Raw genomic sequence first — 25,569 nt, forward strand, 5'->3', positions numbered from 1 at the left:
ATTAATTATTTTTTATATTTTTGGAAATCTATTAACAAATCAAACAAATTTCACAACAATAATTATGAAGAAAATTACTTTACTAGTTTTTACTTTATTACTTTCATTTGCTGGTTATGCGCAATTCCCCATACCTGGTACAGAAGGTTTTGAAAACACAACTGGTCCAGGTGCAGGTACAACTTGGACATTAGGCACTGGTAACTGGGCCGTTTTTGACAACGGCGTCGGTTTAGGTCAACGTTGGGGTATCAATAATGGTGTTGTTACACCACCTACTCCTCCCTTAGTTTATGCAGGCACAAACGCTGCGTACATGAACAGAGAGAACATTGGAATTGGCAACACCTCAGAGGATTATCTTGCAACACCACTTATTACAATTCCTGCAAATGGGCAACTGCGTTTCTTTGCTCGTACTTTCACCAATGGAAATACTGGAACTATCTATCAAGTAAAAATTGCATCTGCAACGGCAACTCAAACGAACCCTGCCGAATATACACTACTCGAAGAATATACTGAAAATGATTTAACTGTTGATGAAGATGGAGTGCAAAATCCTTTTAATATTTATACAGAAAAAGTAATTGATATACCAACCAATCTTGGTCCACAAGTATACATTGCATTCGTAATGAAATATACTCAAACTGTTACTGGTATTAGTGGTGACAGATGGTTATTAGATAACGTAAGAGTTGCAGAAAAATGTTTAGATCCATCTGGCTTGACAGCAACTAATATTTTATTTAATCAAGCCGATTTATCTTGGGCAAATCCAAGTGGCGCAACTTCATGGGAAATTGAAATTATTCCTGTGGCTTCAGCTCCAACTGGAACTGGAGTTGTTTATAGTGGTCCATTACCTTATACTGCCACTGGACTTTCTCCTAATACATCTTACAGATATTATGTAAGAGCACTTTGTGGCGATGGAATAAATAGTGAATGGGTAGGACCATTTGTCTTCAACACTCCAATTGCACCTCCAATATGTGGAGGAAATTATTTAGACCCAGGAGCTGCTGCCAATTATGGCAATAATGCCGATAATACTGTAACAATTTGTCCGGTAACTCCTGGAGAAGTTGTAACGGTAACTTTTACAACATTTAATACCGAAGCTAATGCAGATGGTTTATATGTTTTTAATGGAGCGACTACTGCTGCTCCACAAATAACTAGTACAAACCCTGCAGGGACTGTTCCTGGCGGATTGGCTGGTTCATTTTGGGGAACATCAATTCCTGGCCCATTTACATCTTCAAGTCCTGATGGTTGTTTAACTTTCAGATTTAGAAGTAATGCAACGACAGTGGCTTCAGGTTGGACTTCTAATGTTACTTGTGGACCACCACCACCATGTCCAAAACCAATATCTGTTGTTAGATCAGGTTTAACAGCAACTTCTGTAAATTTAGCATGGACTAATACAGGTACAGCAACACAATGGGAAGTTCTTGCTTTACCATGTGGTTCACCTACTCCAACAGCTGCAACACCTGGTTTTGTTGCTGCTCCAACAAATCCGTTTACACTTAATGGTTTAACTCCAGATACTTGTTATGACTTTTACGTAAGAGCAGTGTGTACTCCAACAGAGTCTAGTGAATGGACAACAGTTGTTTCTGGAACAACATTGCAAGTTCCTCCTGGATGTGGAACTACATTCTCTGATCCAGCTGGTTCTGGAGCAAATTATGCTAACAACTCAAATTATAACGTTACAATTTGTCCTACTACTCCTGGAGAAGTTGTTACAGTAACTTTTACAAGTTTTAATACACAAGCAACTGCTGATGGATTATACATCTATAATGGAAACTCAGTTACTGCTCCATTAATGTCAAGTGGTAATCCGGCAGGTACAGTTCCTGGTGGAGTTGCAGGATCTTATTGGGGTACAACCAACCCAGGTTCATTTACTTCATCAAGTCCTGATGGTTGTTTAACCTTCAGATTTAGAAGTGGGGCAGCAACAAACGCACCAGGATGGACATCAAATATCACTTGCGGACCAGCACCAGTTTGTCCACAACCACAATCATTAGTTACTTCTGCAGTTACATTTAATTCAGTTAACTTAGCTTGGACAGAAAATGGAACTGCTACCTCTTGGCAAGTTCTTGCTTTACCTTGTGGTTCTCCTGCTCCAACGGCAAGTTCAACAGGTTGGGTAACAGCAGGAACAAATCCATTTACATTAACAGGATTAACTTCAGAAACTTGTTATAACATTTATGTAAGAAGTGCCTGCTCATCAACAGATGTAAGCACATGGCTTGGACCAAGAACTATTACTACTGCAATTGCTCCACCAGTATGTGGAGGAACTTTTGTTGATAATGGTGGTTCATTTGCAAGTTATTTAGACAATAGTGATGTTACTTGGACCGTTTGTCCTACAGTTCCTGGAGAACAAGTTACTGTAACATTTACATCTTTTTCTGTAGAAACTGGTGCTGACGGTTTATACGTTTTTAATGGAAACTCAATAGCTGCAGAACAAATAATAAGTTTAAATGGTCCTGGAACAGTTCCTGGTGGATTAGCTGGATCATTTTGGGGAACAACAATACCTGGCCCATTTACTTCATCAAATCCTAATGGCTGTTTAACTTTTAGATTTAGAAGTGGAGCTACAAACAATTCAGCAGGATGGATAGCAAATGTAACTTGTAATCCAGCACCTACTTGTTTAGTTCCAACAGCAGTTACCGTTTTAACAACAACAGAAAACTCTGTAACAGTTTCATGGACAGAAAATGGAACAGCTACAGCATGGGAAGTGCTAGTTTTACCTTTTGCCGCTCCGGCTCCAACTGCGGGATCAACTGGTTGGCAAGCAGCAGCAACAAATCCTTACACTTTTACTGGATTAAATTCAGGAACACAATATAAAGTTTATGTAAGAGCAGTTTGTAGTAGTACAGATAGCAGTGCTTGGTCATTTCAATCAATTTTCAATACTTTAATCTCAAATGACGAATGTGCTGATGCTGTTGTAGCTGTTGTTAACCCAGATACAGCATGTGGTGCTGTTACTCCAGGAACGATAATTGGAGCAACTCCATCACCAGACGCAAATACATGTCCTGGTAGTGATGATGATGATGTTTGGTTTCAATTTACTGCAACTAGTCCATCACATTTAATAAGTTTAATTGATATAACAGGAAGTACAACCAATTTAGTTCATGGACTATTCACAGGAGTATGTGGTTCATTAAATCAAATTTATTGTAGTGATCCAGAACAAAGTCTTGCTACAGGATTAGTAATTGGTCAAGTATACTACGTTAGAGTATATACATCTACTGCAACACCTAATCAAAGTTCAATATTCAATCTTTGTATAGGTACACTTTTACCTCCAATAGCAACAAGTACTACAACATATACCAATTTAGAGTTAATTGAAGATATCTTATTAAATTCTACATGTGCTAATGTTTCAAACATAACATCATCAGGATCTACAAATTTTGGTGCAACTCCAGCAAATAATAGTATTGGTTATTTTACTAAAAACGGATCTGGCTTTCCATTTAATGATGGTATAGTGCTTTCTTCAGGGTTTGTTAACAACTCACCTGGACCAAATGATGTTATCTTGAGTGATACTGCTACAGGATGGGGTGGTGATGCCGATTTAGCGGCCATAGTAACAGCTGCAACTGGTGAAGTAATGAATTCACAAAATGCTACAAAATTAGAATTTGATTTTGTACCGTTAACCGATCAAATCAGTTTTAATTTTATATTCGCATCAGACGAATACGGAGCTTTCCAATGCAGCTATTCTGATGCTTTCGCATTTTTGTTGACAAATACTGTAACTGGCGTCACTACAAATTTAGCTGTTGTACCTAATACAACAACTCCTATTTCGGTTGTGACTATTAGAGATGCTTTATTTAATACTGGATGTTCATCAGTTAATCCAGAATATTTCGGAACTTATTATGGAGCTCCAAATGGTGACAATATTTTAGCAGCTCCTATTAATTTTAATGGATCAACTATCCCAATGACAGCATCAGCAACGGTAATACCAGGAACACAATATCATATTAAACTTGTTGTTTCTGATAGAAATGACTCTGCTTTTGACTCTGCTGTGTATCTTGAAGGTGGAAGTTTTGATATTGGTAATGTTGAATTGGGTACAGATTTTCTTGTATCTAATAATAATGCACTTTGTTATGGATCATCTTACTTAATTCAGTCTGGTCTTGATCCTGCAGATTATACTTTTACTTGGGAACAAAATGGTGTAGTTATCCCAAACCAAACTGGACCAAATTTAATTGTATTAACTAATGGTACTTACACTGTAAATGCTCAATTTATTGGTACAACATGTCTTGCTACTGATTCACTAGTTATTGAGTTTTATAATGAAATTCTACAAGGAACACCTGTGAATCTTACAGCATGTAATAATTCAACATTTGCTCAATTTGATTTAAGTCAAAATAATACAAATACACTTGGCAGTTTAAATCCAGCAGATTACAATATTGCATATTATCCAACTGTTGATGACGCTGACAATGAAACAAATGCTTTGCCACTATTATATACTAATGTTGTTCCAAGTTTACAAACTATCTACATTAGATTAGAAAATAATTTAACTGGTTGTTATTTAATAAGTGAATTTAATCTTATCGTTCAAGATTTAACTCCACAATTTACAATTACTCCAGACTCATCAATATGTGCTGGAACTAACGGAACAATCACTGTAACTCCAATTAATTATGTTGCTGGCGATGTTACTTACACTTGGACTTTAGATGGTAATCCATTACCAGATACAAATGGAACAATTACAGTTAATCAAGCAGGAACTTACTCAGTGTTAATTAATAACTCTGGTTGTACTGCGACTGGTCAAACAGTTATCACTATTACCCCTATTCCAGTGCCTGATGATCCAATAGATGTAACCTCTTGCGGTTCTTATGTATTACCAACATTGACTATTGGGAATTATTATACAGGTTCAAATGGAACAGGAACACCATTATTTGCTGGTGATACAATTACAAGTACACAAACAATTTATGTATTTGCTTCAAGTGGAACTATACCAAATTGTACTGCAGAGAATAATTTCTTAGTAACAATTACACCATTAACAGCAGCTACTTTTACTCCATTTGGTACTCTTTGCCAAAATGCAACAGCTCCAGCATTACCAAATACATCTAACAATTTATTTACTGGTTCTTGGAGTCCGTTAGCAATTGATACATCAGTAGTTGGAACATTCAATTATACATTTACTCCAGATGCTGGTCAATGTGCCGATGCTACGACAATTTCTGTTACAATCGTTGCACCAACGGTTGCTTCATTTACACAAATTGGACCATTATGTAGTGGTACAACAGCCCCGACTTTACCTTTAACTTCTTCAAACGGAATTACTGGTAATTGGAGTCCAACAACAATTGATACTTCAGTTGCAGGAACATTTACTTACACGTTTACTACTACAGACGCTTGTGCTACTGGCACAACAATGAATGTAGTGATTGTTTCTTCGCCAAATGTTTCAGCTGTAGCAAATGTAAACGCATGTGATAGTTATACACTTCCGGCTTTATCAGTTGGTAATTACTTCACAGGTGCTGGTGGAACAGGTTCACAATTAGCTGTTGGCACAGTTTTAAATACAACTCAAACAGTTTATGTTTATGCAGCCAACACAAATGGTATTACTACTTGTTCTGATGAAGAAAGTTTTGTTGTTACAATAACAACTTCTCCTCAATTCACAGTTGAAGGTGGATGTGATGGCGCAGTTTATGTTCTTGAAGTTGTTAATGCTAATTTTGATTCTGCACTTGCAACATACTCATGGACCAATCCATCAGGAACTGTAATTGGGACTAATAGTCCAACAATTACAGTAACTACACCTGGTAATTATACTTGTCAAGTTACAGTTGGTGCTTGCAGTACTTCATTTGTTTTTGAAGCAAATTCTACAACATGCTTAATTCAAAAGGGTATTTCTCCTAATAATGATGACTTAAATGATTCATTTGATTTAACTGGTTTCAATGTAAAACAGTTAACATTATTCAATCGTTATGGTGGAAAAGTATATGCTAAAGCGAATTATACTAACGAGTGGAATGGTCAATCTGATAAAGGTGATGAATTACCAGACGGAACTTACTATTATGTAATTGAACGTGATGGTATGGAAGCCAAAACAGGATGGATTTACATCAATAGAGAAATAAACTAATTAACAATAAAACTATAAAAACCAATAAGATGAAAAAATTATATTTCTTAACACTAATCGCTCTGGTATCATGTATAGATGTTAGTGCACAACAAGATCCAAACTACACTCAATACATGTATAATCTTAGTGTGATAAATCCTGCTTATGCAGGTTCAAAAGAAAGTCTATCTGGAGGATTATTATATAGAAAGCAATGGGTTGAAATTGAAGATGCACCAACAACAGGAACATTCTTTTTGCATAGTCCAGTTGGAAAAAATGTAGGTCTTGGAATATCTGCAATTACTGATAAAATTGGGCCTGTTGAAGAGAACAATATCTTTGCAGATTTCTCATATACTTTAAATTTAGGTGGTGAACACAAACTTGCATTTGGTATAAAAGGTGGAGCAACTTTCCACAAAGTTGGTTTGTTTGATGAAATTGGAAATGGAAATGTACCAGATCCTAATGACCCAGCATTTGCTGAAAACACAAGCAGAACTTTATTAAATTTAGGTTCAGGTCTTTTTTATTATACTGATAAATATTACGTATCGTTCTCGATGCCAAATATTTTAAAAGGGAAATATCTTGATTATAGATTTGATGTTGATGGTCAGGATTATAAATTTGGTACAGAAACATTACATTATTTCCTTACTGGAGGTTATGTTTTTGACTTAACACCTAACGTTAAGTTTAAGCCATTTGCAATGATAAAATCATCTATCAATGCTCCAACATCTTTTGATTTGTCTACAAACTTTTTGTTTAATGAAAAATTCGAAGTTGGCGCAACATACCGTTTTGAAGATTCATTTGGAGCAATGATTAATTATGCAATTACACCTTCACTAAGAATTGGTTATGCTTATGATCACATTGTTTCTGATTTAAATGTAACAACTCCATCTTCTCACGAGTTTATGTTGTTATTTGATTTAAACTTCTCGAAAAAAGTATCACAATCTCCAAGATTTTTCTAACATAAAAATAAAGACAAAATGAAAAACCTATATATAGTATTAAGTTTTGGTTTAATGAGTATTTCACTTGTTGCACAAAACAAAGACACAAAAGCAGCAGATAAATTATACAGCAGATATGAATACGTTGATGCTGCAAAAGCATATCAAAAATTAGTTGACAACGGTAAAGGTGACGGTTATGTTTACAAACAATTAGCCGACACTTATTACAATATGTTCAATACAGCTGAGGCAACAACTTGGTATGCAAAAGCCACTGAATCGACTCAAGATGCAGAAACATATTTTAGATATGCACAGATGCTAAAGTCGAGTGGTAAATACGAAGAAGCTAATAAGCAAATGGCAAAGTTTGCTGCATTGTCACCTAACGATCAACGTGCTAAAACCTTTAAAGAAAATCCAAACTATGTGCCTAAATTAGTTGGAAAAACTCCAGGTTACACAGCTAAATCTCTTGAAGTAAGTAGCGATAAATCAGATTTTGGAGCAGTTTTATATGATAACGATTTATATTTTACTAGTGCTAGAAATAGTTCTAGAAAAAATTACGGATGGAACGAAGAACCATTTTTAGATATTTATAAAGCAACTTTGGGTGATAGCGGAACATTTTCTGAAGCAACAACTGTTTCTTCTTTAAATTCGTCTTTCCATGATGGACCACTTACAATTAGTACTGACGGAAATACTGCTTATTTTACAAGTGATAGTTTTAGAGAAGGTTCATTTGAAAGAGATAAAAAAAATAAACTTAAATTAGGAAAAAACAATATCTACAAAGCTACCAAAGATGGTAATGGTTGGGGTAATGTTAAATCTTTATCTTTCAATAGCAAAGAATATTCTACTAGTAACCCAAGTTTAAGTAGAGATGGAAAAACATTATACTTTTCTTCAGATATGCCTAATAGTTTAGGTGGAGTTGATATTTGGAAAGTGGCTGTTAATGAAGATGGAACTTATGGTACGCCAGAAAATTTAGGTTCTAAAGTAAATACTGAAGGTAACGAAAGTTTTCCATTTATAGCTGATGACAATAAAACTCTTTTCTTTGCATCAAGTGGAAAGCAAGGTTTAGGTGGTTATGATGTTTATCAAATTGATTTATCAAATGGATCTGATGCTCAAAACCTAGGTAAACCAATCAATACCGAAAAAGATGATTTTGCTTTTACATTTAATAAAGCTAAAAACCAAGGTTTCTTTTCTAGTAATAGAAATGGTAATGATGATATCTTTAGCGCTACACCAATTTGTTCAGTTGATGTTTTAACTACTGTTACTAATGCAAAAACTGGAGCGACTTTAGCAAGTTCTAAGGTTTCTATCTTAGATGATAAAAACAATATAATTGCTACAGAAACTTCTAACGGAAATGGTGAAGTTAAATTTAAAGTAGAATGTGATAAAGCATACACTATCCAAGCATCTAAAGATGGATTTGAAGGAAATACTTTCCCAGTTGCAAAAACAAAAGGAGGAGAAACTAAAATTACTGCTGCATTACAACCAATTGACGTTATTGTAACACCTACAGAAATTATTTTAAAACCAGTTTATTTTGAATACAACAAAAGCAACATTACACAAGAAGGTGCATTTGAGTTAGATAAATTAGTTCAAGTAATGAAAAACAACGATCAAATTGTTATAATGGTAAAAGCTCATACTGATTCAAGAGGTACTGACCAATACAATTTAGATTTATCTGATAGAAGAGCAAAATCTACAGTACAATATGTAATTTCCAAAGGAATTAGTGCTTCAAGAATATCTGGAAAAGGATATGGAGAATCTGAACCAAAAGTTCAATGTGAACCATGTACAGAAGAAGAATACTCTCAAAACAGACGTTCAGAGTTCTTGATTGTTAAATAATTAAGTTCTATACTATTAAAAACCGAGATGAAAGTCTCGGTTTTTTTGTTTTATAAAAGTAGTATAGTAGTAGTCAAACAATCTAATTTTGATTTTAAACAAATTAAGAGCAGATTTATATAATTATAATATTTTTACAGTCACTTTAGTTTTTAGCCCAAATAAGGCTTCTAAATATGTTTAAACCCGCTATTATCTTAGTCTTGATAATTAAATTATTATAAGAATGTATAAATTTTTATTCTATAAATTATATCGTTTTGCAGTTTCAAATGAAAAATCTGGTTCTATAGATTGTAGTTTTATATCTCTTGCTACGATGTTTGAAATATTACATTTATTAATTTTTGGTCTTTTATTAAAATATTTTAAAATAGATTTCCATTTAAGCACCAAGTTCACGCCTGTTCTATTGCTAATTTTAGGTGGTTTGATCAATTATTTTTTCTTTATCAGAAACAAAGCAATACATAAAATAAATAGCAATTTTCAAAAACAGAACTATTTAGAAAGATAATTTTTTTTTTGGCTATATAATAGTGCTGTTTATTCAAGTGTATATTTTGAAAAGAATCGGAAAAGCTTAATATTTTTTTCAATTAAATCAATTCTTCTATTTTTATAAGTCGAATTAGCTAACAAAAAAGAGCCGTTTCAAAACTATTGAAACGGCTCTTTTATTTTTTTTATAAAATGAATTAGTTAATAACTATATCATCAATTTGAACTGTAGTTGTAACTGTAGTTGTTCCGATATATTCAAATACAAAATAACCTGTTCCAGTTAAAGTTGGAGGGATTTCGTATATTCCTGCAGAATTAAAAGCATTTTCAGAAGAACCAATAGCTGGATATGAAATGCCTGTAAAACCACTTGTAATATTTGTAAACAAACTCATGTTTACTTGTTGACCAGGTGTATAATTTTCACTTTTAACATAATATACTTTTAAAGCTAGACCTGCATTAAAACGAATTTCTTCTTTAAAAGTAAATGTACTTGCAGCAGTAAAATCTACTGGCACAAAGAATAATGTATTAGCTGGAATTCCTGGACTACCAGATCCATTAAATGAAGACATTTCAATGTATTTGTTTGAACTAAAACTTTTTAATTGCCAGTATCTTGATCCTTTAGCTGCATCATTTATGTATTTTGGAAAATTTGTTTGATTAGTTGTATTGTATGATGTAAAAGGTTCGTTTAAAGAAGCTGAAAAAACATTAGCATTACCTACAATTGCTGGATAAACATCTACTCTTGGATTGTTTAATTTAATATCGCTTTCATATCTAACAATAAATTGAAAATCTGAGTTGAATTTAGATAAAACTCCACGTATTTTTCCGCTTCCTTGAGCTACTTCGTTTCCTGTAAATATTGCAAAACTACTAAAACGAATAATTCTTTGTGTTCCACCAGTTAAAGCTGTTAATAAATGATTAGTTGCACCACCACCTGAATCTACGTCATAATACGTTCTGTTGTTTGTACCATCGTTGATTGAACTATCAGTAAATTGAACTTCATCTAATTCAACCAAAGTATTCTGGTTTGCATTTGTGTAAGCTTCAGCTAATGTAAGTGTTCTTACAAAAGTATCTTCATCAACAATTGTTGCAGATGGAAACAAATGATTTTTATATTCAAATACTGATATTCTTCCAATTCCACCTTCAAATAAAGATCCAATTTGTAATGAACCAAATACTTCAGCAGTATATAATCCTTTTAATTTGATATACACTTTTCTTCCAGGTGTAAAACCTTCACCGTATAATGTGGTTACATCAATTGGCACACTAAATCCAATTGGTGCAGATCCATCAGCAGGAATAGTTTGAAATGAAATAGACTTGTAAAACGTTCCGCTTTCGTCACTAGATGTTACATAAGCTTCAATAATATCGTCTGCTGTATATTCTACAGGAGTTGTTGTTGCATCGTCATTTACAGCCGCCACGGTTGTTGTTGTAGTTAATTCAAAAGTTTCCAATGTATTCGTTGGAGTTGAATAAGAATCATCATTAATACAACTTGTGATGCCAAGGGAAATCGTTACTAATAACAGCGATTTTAAAATTATTTTTTTCATAGTATTTTATGATTTATTGTTTAATAAATACTCTAATGTCATCAACTTGGTACGATCCGTCTAAAGTAGTATTTGTTCCAGATCCTCTAACTTTAAAAGCGATATTAACATTGCCTGTGTATCCAGATAAATCTATTTCACCAGATTTAATGAAAGCAAAATACGCACTAGATGTTGTTGGTAAAGTAGCTTCTAATGGTTCCCAAGTTGCAGTTGTTACATTGGTACCGTCAAAATCTGTAGAAATTAATACTTCTAATGAATTTGATGATGAAGTTACAAAACTTTGTGAAGCACGAAAAACAAATCTTTCATTTTCTTGTGTGTCTAAGTTTATCGATGGAGATACAAGCCAACCTATGTTTACTGCATCACCAGATTGAAATGAACTAAATTCAGCATAAGGATTATTACTAAAAACTTGTTCTTTCCATTTAGCATTTCCAACTTCATTAAAGTTTATCCAGCCTTGCGTATCAAGAATGGTGTCGTCTACTGCACCAATTGAAAAATCTTCAGAAAAGACTAATGGTACAAAATCAGGAGTTTTTTGATCATCTTCTGGAGAACATCCAGTTAAAGATAGGATTGAAACGAATCCTAAGATGAAGAATATTTTATTTATTTTCATAGCTTTTAATTAAAAATTAATGTAAAAATTCACGAAATAGGTTCTACCGTATCCGTAAAAATATTTAGGAGCAAATGCTGGAGTTCCGCTAGAAACATCTTGATTTACTTCTCTAAAGTTAGCATTTCTTGTTTGCTCGAATCCACCAGTTTTATAAATTACGTCAAAAACATTATTTACAGATGCAAAGAAACCAAATGTTTTACCATCAATTCTCCATGATTTTCCTCCTGTAAGGTTAACAAGTGTAAAATCGGCAAAACGTTCTTGTTTTAATAATTCTCTTGCTCTTTCGTCAGTAGCTTCAGGGAAAGGTAAGTTAATATTATATGGATCTTGTGGGTTTCTAAAGAAATTATCTGTTCTTAATAAAGCAGAAGAATCTAAATAATTATTTGCTAAGTAATTTGCATTAGCACCAATCCACCAAAATGCAGGATCTCTATATTCTAATCCTAACGAAGCAGCAGTTTGTGGTCCACCAGCTAAACGATATCCTTTTAGTTTTGCAGTACCAAAATCAGTAACAGGATTTGTATTAGTTGGGCTAGCTAAATTGTCATTATTTAGTGAAACAGTTGGATTGTTTTTATAAGTGTATTCTCCGTATGCTCCACTTGCAATCACTTTAATTGTAGAAGTAATTTGATATTCAATTCCTAATTCAGCACCAATGTTTTGTTTTTCAATATTTGTAACTGTCTCAGCAACGAAAGCATCACCACCATCATTATCAACATCTTCAAAAATACCTTCACCGTAGAAAAATGAAGTTTCTGTAGCATTTTTAGTGTTAGCATAATAAGCTGTTAATCTCGATTTAAGTTTAGGTGTTCTTATAATGTAACTTGCATCCATACTAGTAATTTTTTCACCAGTAAGACCTTCGATTGAGTTGTTGTTTAGACGTGCGTTTGGATATACGTTTCTTAAAGTAGGAGCTTTAGTTATGTAAGCTGTATTGAAATTTAAAAATTGTCTTCCAGAAATTTTGTACGTTAATCCTCCTTTAAAACCAAAGTTTTCATAGATATATTTAGCACCTTTTCCAAATGAATTCGTTGGATATAAACCGTTTCTATACAAACCTTCTCTTTGGTATTGTGTTCTATTGAATGTTTGAGCTAAGTAAAAATCATATTTGTTATATGAAAATTTAAATTGAGTAAATGCATCAATGGTAGTAGCCAATAAATTGTAGTTGTAAGCAAATTTTTCTCCAACGCCAACTTGTCTATTCGGATTATTTAAATCAGCTTGTTGCTCAGATCCAGACTGAAAATTATCAACATCATTATAATATTGACCACCTAATAGATCTAACATATTAGCGAAGTTGTTAGATTTTAATTTTCTAAAAGTTGCACCAGCATTCATTACAATATTGTCAGCAAGTTGCGAATTTAAAACAGAGTTAGCTGTCCAGATTTTATCATCTGTTCTGTCTTCATATAAAATGTAAGCACTATGACCATCAGATGTTTGATTGGCTTGGTAAAGTGTATTCCAATTGATTTGTCTGTTTGCTAAGAAGCTTTCTCTAGCTGCAATACCATTTGCAATATTTTCTGGAGAATTACCAATAAAATTAGTGTAGTCAACTAAGTCATACTGTGAAGTATAAAAGCTTGGTAAATTTCTGTAGTAAGTTGGGTCTGGATTATCAGCACCTTGATTGTCAATTCTACTATTTCCAATTTTACCAAATTGGTGGGTAATACTTGTGTTTAAATTCGTTTTATCAGATATTTTCCAAAAATGATTTAACATTAAAATTGGTTCTTCAACATCTTTATCTCTAGAATTTCTCTTTTTACCATCTTGCCAACCCCAATATGAGTTGTATTTTACTCCTGCAAGTTTTGTAACCTCGTCAGTATTTGGAGAGCTTTTTCCTCTACTGTTTTCAGCATATATAGAGGTGAAGTTTAAAGAGTGTTTATCATTGATTTTTTTCTCAACAGAAGCAAAAAATGAATTAGCACTATAATCAGTTCCTTCAAAATAACCTTCTTGTGCCCATCTTCTTGAAGCTGAGATTACAAATGCCCATCCGTCTTTATCCATTCCAGAAGCATGTGTTCCCATTGTTCTCCAACTGTAGTTGGTATTTGTTCCAGAAAATGAAACTCTTGAACCTGGTCTATAGATAGATGCTCTTGTGTTGATTTCTTGTGTTCCTAAAATTCCACCAAAAGTGTAATCTGATGGCGCAGAACCCATTGTGAATTCTTGGTTTCTAGTGGCATCATTCAAACCACCCCAATTACTCCATTGTGGTCTTCCATCATATATTTTGTTCATCACTACTCCATTAATCATAGTGGTAGCATTTTCGTTGTCAAGACCTCTAATTCTAAAACGAGCTTGACCCCAATTAAAAGCTGCACTTTGTTGAAAGGCATCTCTTGAAGCTTGTAGTAATCCAGCGGTATTGTCTGAACCACTATTATCATCACCTAAATCATTTTCAGTGATAGTAATCAAACTTAATTGCTGCTCCTCTGTAATATCTTCTTCAAATACAACAACTCCTAAATCTAGGATTTTTCCTTCTTCAACCTCAACCTTAATAAGTTGGTTTTTGTATCCAGAACTCTTGATTTGAAGTAATTGCTCTCCTGCAGGCACATCTTTAAAAGTGAAACTACCCAAAGCGTCGGTAATTTGCGTTTGATTTGTGTTTTGGATTGAAGTAATCACATTTTGTAATGGCTTCTGTGTTTTCGAATCTACAACCTTACCAGTAAAACCAGTGCCTGATTGAGCAAAAACTACAGCCACATTCATTACAAATAAAATACTAATGACAAGTTTTTTCATAAAAAAAATTAACGTTATTTTATACTTTTATTAAGAAAACGATTTCTTAACGGCGTCAAAGGTACATAATTTCAGAATATTAATTACTTTTGGCTCGAAGTTTGTAAAAACTTGACATTAAATTAATATCCCTTTTATGAAAATTAAAAAAATTATTGCCCTTTTTGTTGTTTTATTCGCAACTTTATCAGCAAATGCGCAGGCTAAAAAGTATAATGTGCATACAGTTGCATTTTATAATCTAGAAAACTTCTACGACACAATTAATGATCCAGCAACTAGAGATGACGAGTGGGTTTATTCCAGAGATTATTATTTAAAAAAGCAAAATAATATTGCTAAAGTCATATCTCAATTAGGAACAAAAGAAAACCCCAATTCGCCTACTATTATTGGTTTGGCTGAAGTAGAAAACAGAAGAGTCCTTGAAGATTTAGTAAAGAATCCATTATTAATAAACAAAGATTACGGAATTATACATTTTGATTCTCCAGATAGAAGAGGAATTGATTGTGCTTTTTTATATCAAAAGAAACACTTCAAAATAATTAGTTTTACTAATGTACCTTTATATATATATGAGAATGACACAAAAAGTTCAAGTAATAAAAAAGAGAAAAAAGAAAAGAAAGAAGCTGAGGAGGAAGTTGATGATAGAGTAGACGAATCTGATGTTACAAGAAGAATTTATACTCGTGACCAAATATTAATGACAGGTTTTTTAGATGGTGAGGAAGTAAGTTTTATTGTAAACCATTGGCCGTCTAGACGTGGTGGTGAGAAAATAAGCAGTAAATTAAGAGAGCGCGCTGCTGGGTTAAATGTTAAAATTATAGATTCTTTACAAAAGATTAATCCTGATGCCAAAGTGATATCTATGGGCGATTTAAATGACGGACCATTTAATAATAGTCTTAAAAAGATACTAAATGCGAAAGGTGAAAAGAAAGATGTTCAGCCTTTAGGAATTTACAATCCTTCTGAGCAAATGGCAAAAAAAGGAAATTCAACCTTATTTTACAGAGATGCTGGAGATATTTTTGATCAAATTATCATGACTGAACCACTCATAAGAGAAAATACTGTTGGTTATAAATATTGGAAAGCAGGAGTTTTTAATCTGCCTTTTATGGTACAGACAACAGGTCAATATAAAGGTTATCCGTTACGGAATAACTATTCTATATCTCCAGGTTATAGCGATCACTTCCCGGTTTACATATATCTCATAAAGGAGAAAAAATAATAGTTTAAAGGTTAGTTCGCGCTAACCTTTTTTTATGTTAAAAAATCAAAAAATCTTTGTGCCGTAATGTCTTTGTGGCAAAAAACTGTAACTTCGTAAAAACAAATTTCTCATGGCAATTGCAAAACCGTTCAACCTAAATAAATGGATTGACGAAAACCGTCATTTACTAAAACCACCAGTTGGAAATAAAAATATTTACATCGATTCCGATGATTATATCGTTATGATTGTTGCTGGTCCAAATGCCCGAAAAGACTATCATTACAACGAAACAGAAGAACTATTTTACCAACTCGAAGGCGACATAAAAGTCATCATTCAAGAAAATGGCGAACGTAAAGAAATGACCATGACCAAAGGCGATATGTATTTGCATCCAGCCAAAACTCCACATTCTCCAGTACGTTCAGAAGGTTCAATCGGATTAGTAATAGAAAGAAAACGCGCAGGAAAAGGTTTCACCGATGGACTACTTTGGCATTGTGATAACTGTAATCATAAATTGCATGAAGTCTATTTTGAACTGCACGATATCGAGAAGGATTTTCTACCCCATTTCAAGCACTTCTACAATTCCAAAAAATTGAGAACCTGTGAAAACTGCGGCACAACCATGGAATCCGACCCAAGATTTATAGATAAAGACAAAGATTACGAGTCTTAATTTCATCTAATTAATAACTTTTAAAAATAAAAATTATTAAGTAATTATTAAGAGATTTTTTATATTAAAAACAATACTTTCGCAAAAAATTTATCCATCATGGACGATTATTATTCGAGGAAAAAAATTATTAAACAGGAATAACGTTCATGTAATTGTTGGCGTTATCCAAAATCTATTTGCAATATGATAACGTTTTACAAAAACGAAAATGGTTTACTTAAAACCGATAAAAGAGAAGAAAATTGCTGGATAAACGTAGTTTGCCCAACTAACGAAGATAAAAAATTCTTACTTAATGATCTTCAAATTCCCGAAGCTTTTTACAATGACATTGAAGATATTGACGAAAGACCACGTATTGAAATTGAAGACGGTTGGTATTTAATTATTCTCCGCATTCCTTTTAAAAGTGACGATGCCAAACTTCCGTTTAATACAGCTCCGATGGGATTGATTTTTAAAGATGAAGTTTTCGTGTCGTTAACATTTCATAAAACAGATATTCTTTCTGATTTTGTTGTCTATTCACAACGTAAAAAAATTATAGTTGAAAATCATTTTGACTTAGTTTTGAAATTACTTTTGTCATCAAGCGTTTGGTTTTTAAAATATTTGAAGCAAATAAATCAACGAATAAAACATGCTGAAGATAACCTTGAAAAATCAATTAAAAATGAAGAATTGCAAGCATTACTTCAAATAGAAAAATGTTTGGTTTTCTTTGTCACTTCTATAAAAGGTAATGATATTTTGTTTAGAAGATTAAAAAATCTTAAAGAGCATCGAGATAATTTTAATGAAGATTTACTTGAGGATGTAGAAATTGAATTAAGACAAGCAGAAGAAACCACAAACATATACAGTAACATTTTAACTGGAATGATGGATGCTTACGCTTCGGTTATTTCTAACAATTTGAATGTTATTATGAAACGTTTGACTTCAATTTCAATTATATTAATGATTCCAACGTTGGTTGCTAGTTTCTATGGAATGAATGTTCCAAACAATCTTGAAGAAAATCACTACGGATTTATAATTGTGATGATTATATCACTAATTATTTCAGTTTTTGGGGTTTTCTTATTTAAAAAGAAAAACTTGTTTTAAAATTTTATTTATGATTAAAAGTATTCATAAACTCAACTTTGAAAATTTCAATTGGCTTGATGTTAAAAGTCCAAGTGAAGCACAATTTTCTGAAATTGCAAAAGAATTTAACCTAGAAATATATGCTGTAAAAGATAGCTTAGAACCTGGGCATTTGCCAAAAATTGAAAAAATAAAAGACTTCAATTTCGTTATTTTAAGAGCTTACACCGCCAAAGAAACAGACAACATCTCTACAGTTGAAGAATTATCTAATAAGGTTGCTTTTTTTTACAATGATAATCAACTCATTACAATTCACAGAACACCTTTTCCTTTTTTAGAAAATCTTTCAAAATCGGATAGAAAATATGATTCTGTTTATGATTTACTCATAATTATTTTCAAGCAAATAGTATTAACCTATTCTTCACCATCACAATGGCAAACAGATCAAATTGACGAAGTTGAAAAAACAATTTTCTTAAAATCGGATGCGAAAATTTCGCTTGAAGATTTATATTTTCAAAAAGCAGAAACTAGAATTAGTAAAAAATTATTAGTGCTTTCGCAAAATGTAATTAATCAAATTGTTGTTCCCGAGAAAAATCAAACGGCACTCCAAGACGTAAAAGACAATTTAGTGAAATTAATATTAGAGTATGATGAGTCATTAGAAAATGCCAATAACTTGATGAATACTTATTTATCGGTAACGGCACAAAAAAACAATGACGTAATGAAATTACTTACGATATTCTCTGCATTTTTTCTTCCACTTACTTTTATTGCAGGAATATATGGAATGAACTTCGATTTTATGCCTGAACTTCGATGGAAATATGGTTATTTATATGTAATTATTTTTATGATTATCCTATGTATAATTATATATTCATGGTTTAAAAGAAAAAGAATTCTTTAATTCAAATAATTAGAATAAATTTGCAATGCAAACAAATAAACTTAAAAATGTCAACAATATCGCAACAATTCGGAATGACCGAAGCATTGGCTCAACTAGGCGTAAAAGCCATCAACGAAGGAACATCAACAGGACAAAACAACTTTTCTAACGGAGAAATTCTAGAAAGTTATTCACCAGTTGACGGACAATTAATAGCATCAGTAAAAACGACAACACCAGCCGATTACGAAAAAGTAATGCAATCTGCAACCGAAGCTTTCAAAACGTTTAAAATGATGCCTGCGCCACAACGTGGAGAAATCGTACGTCAGTTTGGAGAAAAATTACGCAAAAACAAAGAAGCTTTAGGAAAATTAGTTTCTTACGAAATGGGTAAATCGTTGCAAGAAGGTTATGGTGAGGTTCAAGAAATGATCGACATCTGCGACTTTGCAGTTGGATTATCTCGTCAATTACACGGATTAACAATGCACTCAGAACGTCCTGGACACAGAATGTACGAGCAATATCATCCACTTGGAATTGTCGGAATCATATCTGCATTCAACTTTCCTGTAGCAGTTTGGGCTTGGAATACAGCATTAGCATGGATTTCTGGAGACGTTTGCGTTTGGAAACCATCAGAAAAAACGCCACTTTGTGGAATCGCTTGTCAAAACATAATTGCCGAAGTTATCAAAGAAAATAACCTTCCAGAAGGAATTTCGTGCTTAATCAATGGTGATTATAAAATAGGAGAATTATTAACTTCAGATAAAAGAGTTCCATTAATTTCGGCTACTGGTTCAACAAGAATGGGTAAAATTGTGGCACAAACTGTTGCTGCTCGTTTAGGGAAATCATTATTAGAATTAGGAGGAAACAACGCAATCATTGTAACTCCAGATGCTGATATTAAAATGACAGTAATCGGAGCAGTTTTTGGAGCTGTTGGAACGGCTGGTCAACGTTGTACTTCAACTCGTAGATTAATTATCCACGAAAGTATTTATGATAAAGTAAAAGATGCCATCGTTTCGGCTTATGGTCAATTAAAAATCGGAAATCCATTAGATCAAAACAATCACGTTGGGCCACTTATCGATACGCATGCTGTTGAAATGTACAACAAAGCATTAGAAAAAGTAGTTGCCGAAGGAGGAAAAATCCTTGTTGAAGGCGGTGTTCTTTCAGGCGAAGGTTACGAAAGCGGTTGTTATGTAAAACCAGCCATTGCAGAAGCAGACAACTCATTCGAAATTGTTCAGCACGAAACTTTTGCACCAGTTTTATATTTACTAAAATATTCAGGCGATGTTCATAGCGCAATCGAAGTTCAAAACGGTGTTGCTCAAGGTTTGTCATCGGCAATTATGACTAACAATTTGCGTGAAGCAGAAGCCTTTTTATCTGTTGCAGGTTCCGATTGTGGAATTGCAAACGTAAACATTGGAACTTCTGGAGCAGAAATTGGTGGTGCTTTTGGAGGAGAAAAAGAAACTGGTGGAGGAAGAGAATCAGGTTCTGACGCTTGGAAAATCTACATGAGAAGACAAACAAATACTATCAATTATACTACAAGTTTGCCATTGGCACAAGGAATAAAATTTGATTTATAGTTCGTTCTTTAAGAGAAAAGAATATAGAACACAGAAAATAGAAAAAGCGTCCTGAAAAACTTCGGGACGCTTTTTTATTTGTTTAATTTTTCGAAATATTAATTCGTAAAATTCGTGTCAAAAAACTACTTCGTTTTCTTCACATATTGCGTTAAAATAAAAATACTTTGGTTTTCAACACGACCTTCAATTAGGTTAGCATCATCCCAAACTAGTTTTATATTGTGAACTGCAGCACCACGTTTTGCTGTAAAAGTTGCTCCTTTAACATCTAAATCTTTTACCAAAACTACAGAATCGCCATCTTTCAAGATATTTCCGTTAGAATCTTTGTGAACAATTTTTCCTTCGTCATCATCTGCTTCTCCTGTTGCTTTTGCCCATTCTAAAGCATCTTCATCAAGATACATCATTTCTAGCATATCGTTGTTTTTCAATCGGGCATGCATTCTCCAAGAAACAATTTGAACCGGAAGATTTTCATTCCACATACTATCACTTAAACCACGCCAATCATTAGCATTGGTAGTTTCTGGATTTTCTATTTGGTCTTTTAATGTTTTTGTAATTAAAATACAGTTTTCTGGAATGTCATCTGTTTTTGGTTCAACCAAATAAACCACTAAATTCTCATCGCTTCCGCTAATTTCACATTTTGAACCACTTCTGTCTTTTAATCTTTTTTCTGTTACAACGCTCATTTATTCTAATTATTATAAGTTAAATGAAGCACCAATATTCAAAACGAATTGGTTATTTAGTTTATCAAAAACATCATCATTTGAACCATATTTTGCTAATGGAAAGTTCATTTCTGAAAATACACCAAAACCATCTGTAAAGAAATATCGTGCTCCAAGATGTGCACCAAAGTTTCTTAAACCTAGATTAAGTCCAGGATAAACGTCTAATTTTTCACTAAAATTAAGAACATTACCAATGTTGGCATTAAAACGCGCTTTAACATCAAATCTATCCATGAATTTTGCATCTTCTTTTTTAGGAATATATGCACCATCAATTATTGGATCATAATTAGGATTATTCATTACGTATTCTGTTTCGCTCATTGTGTAACTTTTGGTATTCAATAAATAGGAAGAAACAAATCCGAAAGACATGTTTTCACCAAGGCCAAAATCTGTAGAAACAGTAATTCCTGTTCCCCATTTTTGCATATTAAGGCCTACTTGAAATTTAGTATCTCCTTTTCCTTTAAAAGCTTGTGCATTTACAAAACTTGCTGATAAAACAAGTAAAACGGTAATTAATTTTTTCATTTCATATATATTTTAAAGTGCAAATATAAGGCATTAGAAAATAAGAATTTGTAGAATTAGTTTGAAATCAATTTCTTCCTTTTTCTGTTGGATATAAATTGGGTAATGGTTCACTTTGCCAAAATTGTTTTGTATCAACATCCATTACAGTAAGTGGACCTTTGAAAGCTGCTCCAGTATCAACATTCCAAACACACGCTTTTTGTATCGGAATGGTTTCTCCAATTTTAGTCACTGGCGTATGACCGATGTAAATCTCTTTGTATAAAGTAAATCGTCTTGGGTAATAAACATTATCTAGTTCCAAGGTTTTATCTAATGCCAAAGCTGTTTCCCAAAGTGTTCTATCCCAATAAAATAACTTCGGAAAATATTCATAATTAATGCCATTCATATTAGTAAATCCGGCATGAATGAACAACCTATTTTGATCGTCTAAATAATAGTTTTCTAATGATTTTAAAAATGCAATATGCTTATTTATAGTAGATTGTGAAACTTTTGAATAGGCAATTACTGTTGCTTCACCACCATGTTTAAACCACATGCCTTCATCTATATTTTCGTTTTTGTTTTGTAACCAATCTAGAAGTAATTCGTCATGGTTTCCTCTAATGAATATGCAGCTTTGATGCTCATTCAATTTTATTAAATAATCAATAACATCGGGTGATTGACTCCAACCATCAACATAATCGCCTAGAAATATTAAAGTATCATTTAGTGTAACATTAGCACGTTCTATTATTTGATGCAAAGCACGTAAACCGCCATGTATGTCTCCAATTACTAATGTTCTACTCATTATTTTTATTATATTTTACTTTTCTTAAAACACGCATTACTTCTTTAAAATTTACATAAACGGATGGGTTTTTATGTTGTTTTAATAAAGGTTTTGCTTCAATTAATTTTTGTTTAGCTTCATCAAATCCGTTGAGGTAACAAATCATAAAAGTAGAAGGAACGTTTATTAAATCTTTATTTTCTCTGTCTGATAATTCTAATCCTTTTTGCAATTTGTTTAGCAAAGATAAATTAGAATTATAAATATGAAACAAAACTTTCTTATTGAATTGTGGAGGTTCAAATAACATTTCGGTTTCAATTTTATAGTAACCATTATCAAAGAAAGACAACTTTTGTTGTTCCAACGGATAATAACTCGTTTTGTCATTCAATCCCAAAGGAACATATTCGGTTATCGTAAAAGTATTTTCATCATAGTCAATTGTGACATCATCTTGAGCGGAATAAAACAACTTAATTTGCTCGTTAACTAATTCAATATCAACTCGAGTAAAAAAAGTTTTATCTCTAATTTTTTTAGGAATTCCTGCCCAACAAATCACAAACAATTCCTTGAAGACTTTATACTTTGAAGGCATATCTTTGTGGCGATTGTTTACAAAATCAATCACGCCATCAAGTGTATTTGAAATGCTATTTCTTGAACTATTTTCAATGCTTAAAACCGTTTCAAGATTGAGTTTAGAATACGGAATTTTATCTTCTGTTGGCGTAGTATTACTTCCTCTTCTAACAAAAGTGGCATTCGCTAAGATGGTATGAATATTTTTCTTAAAATAGGATGTTTTCGATTTGGGTTTAATCGTAACCAATCCCACAACTTTGTCTTTTGGCAAGTTGGGAAAAGGCACGTTTTCGTATTGAATTTTAGGAGGATTTTCCAAAAAAGCATTTACTAAATTTTGAATCCGACTGTCGTCAAAAAAATCGTCGCCGGTTATTTCGTTATTTTCATCTTCAACACCAACAACGATATAAGAATTATTAGAAGGATTAGAATTAGACAAAGCACAAATATGTTTTAAAAACTTTGCTTTTCCTTCTTTGGTATGCAAATTCAACTGACGCTTCTTGTCATAAAAACTACACTCATCATTGTGAGCTAGTAAGTTCTTGATAAGAAGACGTTTGTTTATCATTTTTTAGTGATGAGTGAAAAGTAAAAAGTGATTAGCAGAAAATCTCTTAACTAATCACTTTTTACTAATTACTAAATTTTAAGCTACTTCATTTCCCATGCTTTCGGTCCAAATGGCAAACCAATCTTGTTGATCTAGATTCAGTTCAACAGCTTTCATTAATGCCTGAATTCGAGCAATATTTACCGTTCCGGCAACTGGAAATACGTTGGATGGATGTTTTAAAATCCAAGCCAATAAAATGGTGTCCGATCCAACCCCATATTTTTCAACTAATTGTGCTAATAATTTTTTTAATCTTCGCGTTTGATCAGAATCTTCTCTAAAAACCGTTCCCAAAGGATTCCATGACATTGGTCGAATATTATGCGTTTGCATATAATCTAAACTTCCATCCAACATAGGTTCGTGATGCGTTGCCGAAAACTGAATTTGATTGTAACTAATTTCGGTTTTACTTTTGATTAATTCGGTTTGCGAAGTAGTAAAATTTGATAATCCAAAATCAACAATTTTTCCATCTGATTTCAGTTTTTCAACGGCTTCTGCAATTTCATCGGCAACCATTAACGGACTTGGACGATGCAAAAGCAAGACATCCAAGAAATCGGTTTTAAGATTTTTTAACGAATTTTCTACACTCCAAATGATGTATTTTTTCGAGTAATCATAATGTTTAATTTTGTTATCTCGACAATTTGAAAGTTGAATTCCGCATTTAGAAATTAGCTGCAATTTATCTCTAGAAATTTTGCTTTCGCCAAATGCTTTTCCGAATTCAGCTTCAGTTGTATAACCACCATAAATATCAGCATGATCAAAAGTGGTAATTTTATTTTCGATACAAAGATGAATCAAATGTATCATTTCTTGCGTGTTGAGTTTTTTATCCCAAACGCCCCAATTCATCGTTCCTGCAATTATTGGGGATAATGTAGTTTTTGCCATAATTCTTTTTAAAAGTCTAAAATTACTAAAACAAAATCATAAATCATCCTTAAAAACTACATTTGGCAATAAGTTTTAACGCATTGTTAACATTCTATTCGTGTTAAAATATTCAATTTTGAAATGTTAAAATTTTATACTTAATTGTGCCTCGAAAAAAATAGAATTTATGGAAGAAAATGTTGCTGCTTTAGATATTAGAGCCATCAATGAAAAGATAGAAAGAGAAAGTGCTTTTATTGACTTATTGACCATGGAAATGAACAAGGTTATTGTGGGTCAAAAACACATGGTAGAACGATTGTTGATTGGGCTTTTAGGTCAAGGACACATACTTTTAGAAGGTGTTCCTGGATTAGCAAAAACACTAGCAATTAATACATTATCTCAAGCCGTTCAAGGCAGTTTTAGTCGTATTCAGTTTACCCCAGATTTGCTTCCAGCAGACGTTGTGGGAACTATGATTTACAATATTAAAGCCAATGAGTTTTCAATAAAAAAAGGACCAATTTTTGCAAATTTCGTTCTTGCAGATGAGATCAATCGTGCGCCTGCAAAGGTACAATCGGCTTTGCTTGAAGCGATGCAAGAAAAACAAGTTACCATTGGTGATACTACTTTTAAGTTAGAAAGACCATTTTTAGTTCTTGCAACACAAAATCCAATTGAACAAGAAGGAACGTATCCGTTACCAGAAGCGCAAGTCGATCGTTTCATGCTAAAAACAGTAATCGATTATCCAAAAATGGATGAAGAGCGAATGGTTATTCGTCAAAATTTGAAAGGTTCGTATGAAAAAGTAAACGCTGTTGTTTCTGTTGAACAAATTTTACGCGCACAAGAAGCCGTTCGTGAAGTTTACATGGACGAAAAAATCGAGAAATACATTCTTGATATCATTTTCGCAACACGTTTCCCAGAAAAATATAAACTAGAATCGCTAAAACCATTAATCAGTTTTGGTTCATCACCTCGTGGAAGTATCAACTTGGCAACAGCAGCCAAATGTTATGCTTTTATAAAACGTCGTGGTTACGTAATTCCAGAAGACGTTCGTGCAGTTGTGCATGATGTATTGCGTCACAGAATTGGAATTACTTACGAAGCCGAAGCCGAAAATGTAACTTCAGTTGACATCATCAACAAAATCGTAAACGAAATAGAGGTTCCTTAATCTTTTTTCTT

Annotated in this window: 17 protein-coding genes; 9 read left to right on the plus strand and 8 right to left on the minus strand. The window is 32.9% G+C overall.

Annotated elements, in window-relative coordinates:
- The first annotated feature begins 64 nt into the window (after positions 1 to 64).
- Genes LG45_RS12165 through LG45_RS12175 form a run of 3 tightly spaced genes read left to right on the plus strand, consistent with a single transcriptional unit; the run spans position 65 to position 9,126 of the window.
- Positions 65 to 6,271 carry a choice-of-anchor L domain-containing protein gene (locus LG45_RS12165; protein WP_035127561.1) on the plus strand — a complete coding sequence of 2,069 codons (6,207 nt, stop codon included), beginning with the start codon at positions 65 to 67 and terminating at the stop codon, positions 6,269 to 6,271.
- Positions 6,272 to 6,300: 29 nt separating this feature from the next.
- A complete protein-coding gene (locus LG45_RS12170; RefSeq protein WP_035127562.1) occupies positions 6,301 to 7,242 on the plus strand; it encodes a PorP/SprF family type IX secretion system membrane protein in 942 nt (313 codons plus the stop codon).
- Between the two features lie 18 nt (positions 7,243 to 7,260).
- A complete protein-coding gene (locus LG45_RS12175; RefSeq protein WP_035127563.1) occupies positions 7,261 to 9,126 on the plus strand; it encodes an OmpA family protein in 1,866 nt (621 codons plus the stop codon).
- 698 nt (positions 9,127 to 9,824) lie between these two features.
- On the opposite strand, the gene LG45_RS12185 is transcribed toward LG45_RS12175, so the two are convergent.
- Genes LG45_RS12185 through LG45_RS12195 form a run of 3 tightly spaced genes read right to left on the minus strand, consistent with a single transcriptional unit; the run spans position 9,825 to position 14,676 of the window.
- A complete protein-coding gene (locus LG45_RS12185; RefSeq protein WP_035127565.1) occupies positions 9,825 to 11,222 on the minus strand; it encodes a DUF5689 domain-containing protein in 1,398 nt (465 codons plus the stop codon).
- A gap of 13 nt (positions 11,223 to 11,235) precedes the next feature.
- A complete protein-coding gene (locus tag LG45_RS12190; protein ID WP_052087583.1) occupies positions 11,236 to 11,853 on the minus strand; it encodes a choice-of-anchor J domain-containing protein in 618 nt (205 codons plus the stop codon).
- Positions 11,854 to 11,862: 9 nt separating this feature from the next.
- On the minus strand, positions 11,863 to 14,676 hold the full coding sequence (locus tag LG45_RS12195) for a TonB-dependent receptor (protein ID WP_035127566.1): 2,814 nt from the start codon (positions 14,674 to 14,676) through the stop codon (positions 11,863 to 11,865).
- A 136-nt stretch (positions 14,677 to 14,812) separates the two neighbouring features.
- Here LG45_RS12195 and LG45_RS12200 point away from each other — a divergent pair, with 136 nt between their 5' ends.
- From LG45_RS12200 to amaB, 5 genes are all read left to right on the plus strand, one after another.
- Complete coding sequence (locus tag LG45_RS12200; protein ID WP_035127567.1) at positions 14,813 to 15,922, plus strand: endonuclease/exonuclease/phosphatase family protein; 1,110 nt, start codon at positions 14,813 to 14,815, stop codon at positions 15,920 to 15,922.
- Positions 15,923 to 16,034: 112 nt separating this feature from the next.
- Positions 16,035 to 16,589, plus strand: a complete 555-nt coding sequence (locus tag LG45_RS12205) for a 3-hydroxyanthranilate 3,4-dioxygenase (protein WP_035127568.1) — start codon at positions 16,035 to 16,037, stop codon at positions 16,587 to 16,589.
- 186 nt (positions 16,590 to 16,775) lie between these two features.
- Complete coding sequence (locus LG45_RS12210; protein WP_035127569.1) at positions 16,776 to 17,702, plus strand: magnesium transporter CorA family protein; 927 nt, start codon at positions 16,776 to 16,778, stop codon at positions 17,700 to 17,702.
- 10 nt (positions 17,703 to 17,712) lie between these two features.
- The gene (locus LG45_RS12215; protein ID WP_131494662.1) at positions 17,713 to 18,606 is read left to right on the plus strand and encodes a CorA family divalent cation transporter; all 894 of its coding nucleotides are present in this window, start codon (positions 17,713 to 17,715) and stop codon (positions 18,604 to 18,606) included.
- Between the two features lie 47 nt (positions 18,607 to 18,653).
- Positions 18,654 to 20,207, plus strand: coding sequence for an L-piperidine-6-carboxylate dehydrogenase (gene amaB, locus LG45_RS12220; protein ID WP_035127570.1), 1,554 nt, complete (start codon positions 18,654 to 18,656; stop codon positions 20,205 to 20,207).
- Positions 20,208 to 20,332: 125 nt separating this feature from the next.
- Here the strand turns inward: amaB and LG45_RS12225 are convergent, their stop codons facing one another.
- The 5 genes from LG45_RS12225 to LG45_RS12245 form a co-directional block, all read right to left on the minus strand.
- Positions 20,333 to 20,908: a PhnA domain-containing protein gene (locus tag LG45_RS12225; RefSeq protein ID WP_035127571.1), complete on the minus strand. Its 576-nt coding sequence runs from the start codon at positions 20,906 to 20,908 to the stop codon at positions 20,333 to 20,335.
- Between the two features lie 12 nt (positions 20,909 to 20,920).
- Positions 20,921 to 21,487 (minus strand): DUF6646 family protein, encoded by a 567-nt coding sequence (locus LG45_RS12230; protein ID WP_035127572.1) that lies wholly within the window; start codon positions 21,485 to 21,487, stop codon positions 20,921 to 20,923.
- Between the two features lie 67 nt (positions 21,488 to 21,554).
- On the minus strand, positions 21,555 to 22,292 hold the full coding sequence (locus LG45_RS12235; RefSeq protein WP_035127573.1) for a metallophosphoesterase: 738 nt from the start codon (positions 22,290 to 22,292) through the stop codon (positions 21,555 to 21,557).
- Positions 22,285 to 23,436 (minus strand): ATP-binding protein, encoded by a 1,152-nt coding sequence (locus LG45_RS12240; protein WP_035127574.1) that lies wholly within the window; start codon positions 23,434 to 23,436, stop codon positions 22,285 to 22,287. The genes LG45_RS12235 and LG45_RS12240 overlap by 8 nt, the downstream gene beginning before the upstream one ends.
- A gap of 78 nt (positions 23,437 to 23,514) precedes the next feature.
- Positions 23,515 to 24,384, minus strand: a complete 870-nt coding sequence (locus LG45_RS12245) for an aldo/keto reductase (protein WP_035127575.1) — start codon at positions 24,382 to 24,384, stop codon at positions 23,515 to 23,517.
- Positions 24,385 to 24,553: 169 nt separating this feature from the next.
- On the opposite strand from LG45_RS12245, the gene LG45_RS12250 reads away from it, so the two are divergent.
- On the plus strand, positions 24,554 to 25,558 hold the full coding sequence (locus LG45_RS12250) for an AAA family ATPase (RefSeq protein ID WP_035127576.1): 1,005 nt from the start codon (positions 24,554 to 24,556) through the stop codon (positions 25,556 to 25,558).
- Positions 25,559 to 25,569 lie beyond the last annotated feature (11 nt).

Origin of the sequence: Flavobacterium aquatile LMG 4008 = ATCC 11947 (genome assembly GCF_000757385.1) — a bacterium.
Taxonomy (GTDB): Bacteria; Bacteroidota; Bacteroidia; order Flavobacteriales; family Flavobacteriaceae; genus Flavobacterium; species Flavobacterium aquatile.